We start from the raw sequence: 5,127 nt of genomic DNA, 5'->3' as shown, positions 1-5,127 counted from the left end.
ACATTCCTCTATTAAACTTACTGTATGTAGGCTATCGATGCTTATTCGCGTATGTGTACCAAAAAAGGTTCTGGGTGTCTCACTAAAAATTTAAGGTAACAATTTACCTATCAAAAAGCCAAAGACACCTCAAAAGGGTGTCTTTTTTATTTATACCAATCTTAAAATCCAACAAACTAATGAAAACGTTCATCAAAATTTTAAAAAAAATAGACCATACTCTTAGCCACAATACTGTAAGTTACATCCACAAAGTTAGCCACACATTGTCTCCAAAAATTCATTTGGATGACGATGACGAAGATGAAGATGATGACGAGCCTTTTTTGTTTATTTGACCTATCAAACAAAAAAAGATTTTATCAACAACACAATGACAATCTTAATTATTAAGGTTGTCATTTTTATTTAAAACGCGTATTTGTGATTTGTTTTTAGTTGTGAATTGTGAGCTGTGGGTTGTGGGTTGTGGGTTAAAGTAAATAACATAACCAATAGAAAAAATCTCCTAAGTGTTAAATCTTTTAGTTGCTAGAAGCAGTTTTCATCTGTAAATAGTAAGTTTACTGTTACAGTTTAAAAACACGTACATGTGGGGAGGCATTCTGTAACAAAGTAGTACCAAAAAATATAAGCTTAAAATCAAATGCCCTTTTCATGCAGCCTATAAATTTTATATTCTTTTAAAAGCTGTTGTAAATACTGTTTGGCAGTAGTGTCATTTTTGTTTGAATTTGCTGCTAAATAAGCAGCAGCTTTATCAAAATTGGCAATTTCAAAAATATGCATCGCTGCTATTTCAAACCTATCCAATACCCTATATTTTCGTGGATATTGACTGGTAAATAAATGATATGAAGCTGCATTTAAACTTCCTTTTTTAATATTAAAAAAAGTCATTTTATATTGAGTTCGCGAATTTCTAATATTAAAATCTTCAATAATATATTCAGCTTCGGGTTTGGACTTGGCTATTCCGTAAATAAAATGCCCTTCTTTTGAAACACCCTCCCACTTGTAACAAGAAAATGTTTCTGATTGCGCTTTAATTTGCAATCCCGATATGAATACTAAAAGATAAAATATTTTTTTAATCATTTGCAATTTATGTGTTTAACAACAATTGAGTTCTATTTTTTTTATATTATTTAACACTATTGTATTGATATTAGTATTTAACGCTACAGTTTTTTTTGAAATAGTTTAAAATAGTTTGAAACAGTTTTAAATGAGTACTTAGTTTACAAGCTTTTTATAAAATGTTGTCTCATTAGCTGCAGTAATACTGTTTGCAACAGTAAACTCCCCATTCAAAATGGTTCTATTTCGCTTTACACTTAAATATTAAACATCACTGTAGATAAGGCTACTCTTGTATTTTCTTTCTTGTCCAAACAAGAAATACCTAATTTTTATTTGAGTAATTTGAAATCGAACCCAGTATAAGACGGTCGACTTTAAATAGCACTAACACTAATCTAATATTGTATACTAGGACTCGTATTAATCGTGGCTATATTCTTTAAAAAACAGGTATTTGTAACTAGCTATCTAGTAAGCATCCATAATTATCTTGCCATTGATATTGCAATATCCCTTAATTAATAAAAATTGAAATTTATGAATGTTTTAGAAAACTTTTATGTATATCCGCAAAAGATCCTAAATTGAAATAATTTTTGTATATTGTATTGAATTAAAGATGGTTAAATCATGAATATATTTTCTTTTGGGGCAGAATTCACAGATGAAAAAAGTTGTCGTCTTCATTTTAAGGAACAACGAGATAAGCAAGGTGTTATTTGCAAGCGTTGCCAAAGTACAGACCATTATTGGTTAATCAATAAGTGGAGTTACCAATGTAAATCGTGCAATTCTAGAACTTCATTACGTAGTGGTACTATCATGGAAAGTTCAAAGTTGTCTTTTATGATATGGTATAAAACGATCTTCCTTTTGAGTGCCACCAAGAAAGGGTTTTCTTCAAAAGAAATACAGCGCCAGTTAGGATTAAAGCGCTATGAGCCTGTATGGGCTATGGTTCACAAGTTACGTAAAGCAATGGGACAACGAGATGATAGATATACCTTGGAAGGGATGATAGAAATGGATGAAGGTTATTTTACTATAGAAGCATCAGACCAAGCCCAAAAAACTCAGAAGTCAGGCTGTGGTAGCAAGACCAAGTCTAATGTTATGATAATGGCTGAAAGTACGGTTCTGGAAGATATTGATACAGGAAAAGCAAGAAAGGCAGTGTAGGTATTTTAAAGCTAAAGTATTGACAAGCCATAAAGCAGATCATACGGATGATACTTTAGAATCAGCAATAGATAATGACCAAACTATTGTCTTCACGGATCAAAGTACTTCATATGTAAATATCGCTGATTATGTAGAAGTACATATGAGTGAAAAATCGAATGAACAGACTACCAAAGAAACTTTGAAGTGGGTGCATATAGCTATCAGTAATGCAAAGAGGAACTTTGTAGGGACTTATCATAAAATTAAAGCCAAATATCTTCAACTCTACCTTAACGAATTCGTATACAAACTTAATAGAAGGTATTTTGGAGAGAAAATCTTTGACAGGCTAGTAATAGCTAGCATTACAGCAAATGGACACTAAGCGGATATGCATAAATAAATCTTCCCGAAGGATTAAAAACCAAACACAAAGGGATTTTAAAATTTTCACAGGAAATGACAGGCACAGCACATATTGTAACTAAATATTTACGATTACTGGAACGTCTTTATTACAAATTTATTAATGAAATAAGTCCAAATATTTAATTTTCTCAGCATTACTGTATCAAGCCAAAATGCTTTTATTTATAATCTTCCGACACCAGTCAAAATTTTAAATTATTTAAAATGAAAAATTTAGTTTTCTTTTAAAGGAACTCCATTTTAGATAGAAAATTTAACCTCAAAACGACATTAGGTTATATTGAGGTAATTTAATGGTTACGCTCTAGTAATACGAAGTTGGTTTATTTGTTGTACTAAAACTACAACCAAATGAAAAATTTAAATTTAGCTGTTATTACAGCCTTCATCGGTATTACATTAGCATCTTGCGATACTTCCGATGATACTAAAGAACCAACACCCACGCCTACTCCTGTTGAAGCTCAAAAACCATTAGTAATAGCACATCGAGGAGCGCAATCCATACTGCCTGAACATACGCTTGAAGGTTTTGAAAAAGCAGTTGAATTGGGCGCCGATTTTATAGAACCAGACTTGGTTTTAACAAAAGACGGTCATTTAATTGTTAGGCATGAACCTATGTTATCGGGCACTACTAATGTTGCTGAAATTGAAGAATTTGCTGACTTAAAGAGCACTAAAGAATTGGATGGAAAAATGGTTACAGACTGGTTTTCTACCGACTTTACACTAGCACAGATTAAAACTTTAAAAGCAAAACAAGCATTTGATGGTCGTTCAAAAGAATTTGACAATCAATTTGACATTCCCACTTTTGAAGAAGTAATCGAACTTGCAAAAAAACAAACTGAATCCGCAAAAAGAACTATCGGTATTTATCCTGAAATTAAACATCCTTTATTTCATAATGAAATTTTTGATTTTAAAATGGAAGATAAATTAATCGATGCGCTTGAAAAAGCCAATTGGAATAGCCAAAGTGCTCCAGTATTTGTACAATGTTTTGAAGTTGCGCCATTGCAATACATCAACTCAAAATCATCTGTTAAACTAGTACAGCTAATTTCTACTTACAACATTAACAAAGATGGATCATTGGATTTTAATGTTCCTGAAGGTGATTTTATTTCTTACGGATCCCCGTTTGATTTTTTCAAAAGTGGAGATGAAAGAACTTACGCGTTTTTTGCTACTAAAGAAGGAATGGAATTTACCGCTACTTATGCTGATGGCATTGGGCCCTGGAAGCCTTTTATAATTTCTTACAAAACATCAGAAACTGGGGAAATTGAGCTTTTACCTGCAACTGATTTTATTACACTGGCACATGAAAACAACTTATTAGTGCACCCTTATACGTTTAGAAACGAAAACATGCAATGGAGTGGAGCAACTCCTGAAACTGAATATCACTTGTTTTTTGATGCTGGAATTGACGGCATGTTTACGGACTATACCAATGAAGCTGTTAAGGCGGTAAATACTTGGGTTAAATAAATTTGTTGTATAATATAACTCCTTATTTTAAAAGATACTTAATTTATAAAAATCTAAAATTCAGTACAATAACATTCCAAACATTAAATTATCCATAAAAGTGGTTCTTTTTCGTTTGATACTTTAAAAATAGGTACCACTACAATGACAAAAGCCTTGCATAAATACAAGGCTTTTATTTTACTCCTAATTAATAGTTAATCAATTCCGAAGGACTTACTGAAAATTCTTTTTTAAAACATTTAGAAAAATATGAAGGATTGAAAAAACCTGCCAAAAAGGCAATTTCCGCAATTGTACTATGCTGATTTATTATTAATTCTTTTGCTTTATGCAAACGCATTGAACAAATTAATTTACTGGGCGATTGATTGGTAATAATTTTTAGCCTACGTTGCAATTGCCGTTCACTTACCCCTATTTCTTTAAAAAGCATATCCACTCCAAAGTGTTCATTACTCATATGATCTTCTATTTTTTTTATCACTTTGTTTAAAAAAGTATCATTTTGAGGCAAAATATTAGTTTGGTTTTGAAGAGGCGCTGTATTATATTTAGGCTTTTCAGTTACAGAAAATAACAATAAAGGGGATCCATTTTTTACTTTAAATAATGTTTTGTGCTGCGTAAAACGGACTCTTGTACCCACCAGTAAATTTTTAGCAGTTTGCGTCAATAAAATTTCATAAGGCTGGGATTCATCCAATACAAACATCGCAAAATCCTCAGTCTCATTACAAATGGGATTTCCTACCAAACATTCCTTTATATGGATTCCTATACTTATTTTTTTACGATCACTTTTATAAATTTCATCCAAATCGATACTGCAATGCACGGCTTTACTTGGCCCTTCAAAAGTTGCAGTAAAGGTATCTCCATTTAATTTAACAATATTTCCCTTGTATTTTTTTACATAGTGTGCAACAAGCTGTTGTTTTTCATTATTAA

4 protein-coding genes and 1 pseudogene are annotated in these 5,127 nt (G+C 31.6%); 3 read left to right on the top strand and 2 right to left on the bottom strand.

Translation table 11 applies throughout. The annotated features are described in order from the left end of the window. Positions 1–179: 179 nt before the first annotated feature. Complete coding sequence (locus GMC_RS21695) at positions 180–338, top strand: hypothetical protein (RefSeq protein ID WP_157998157.1); 159 nt, start codon at positions 180–182, stop codon at positions 336–338. Positions 339–642: 304 nt separating this feature from the next. On the opposite strand, the gene GMC_RS0109705 is transcribed toward GMC_RS21695, so the two are convergent. Continuing rightward, the gene (locus GMC_RS0109705) at positions 643–1,098 is read right to left on the bottom strand and encodes a hypothetical protein (RefSeq protein ID WP_010521950.1); all 456 of its coding nucleotides are present in this window, start codon (positions 1,096–1,098) and stop codon (positions 643–645) included. Between the two features lie 615 nt (positions 1,099–1,713). On the opposite strand from GMC_RS0109705, the pseudogene GMC_RS19625 reads away from it, so the two are divergent. Beyond that, positions 1,714–2,632 (top strand): annotated as a pseudogene (locus GMC_RS19625) (IS1595 family transposase). A gap of 395 nt (positions 2,633–3,027) precedes the next feature. After that, positions 3,028–4,176 carry a glycerophosphodiester phosphodiesterase gene (locus GMC_RS0109695; RefSeq protein ID WP_010521949.1) on the top strand — a complete coding sequence of 383 codons (1,149 nt, stop codon included), beginning with the start codon at positions 3,028–3,030 and terminating at the stop codon, positions 4,174–4,176. Positions 4,177–4,366: 190 nt separating this feature from the next. Here GMC_RS0109695 and GMC_RS19620 read toward each other — a convergent pair. Beyond that, the coding region (locus GMC_RS19620) for a helix-turn-helix domain-containing protein (protein ID WP_010521948.1) at positions 4,367–5,127 on the bottom strand (761 nt) is incomplete at its 5' end.

The organism is Aquimarina agarivorans, assembly GCF_000218485.1.
GTDB lineage: Bacteria > Bacteroidota > Bacteroidia > Flavobacteriales > Flavobacteriaceae > Aquimarina > Aquimarina agarivorans.
The sequence above is the reverse complement of the archived record's forward strand: the minus strand, read 5'-3'. Positions and strand labels throughout refer to the sequence as shown.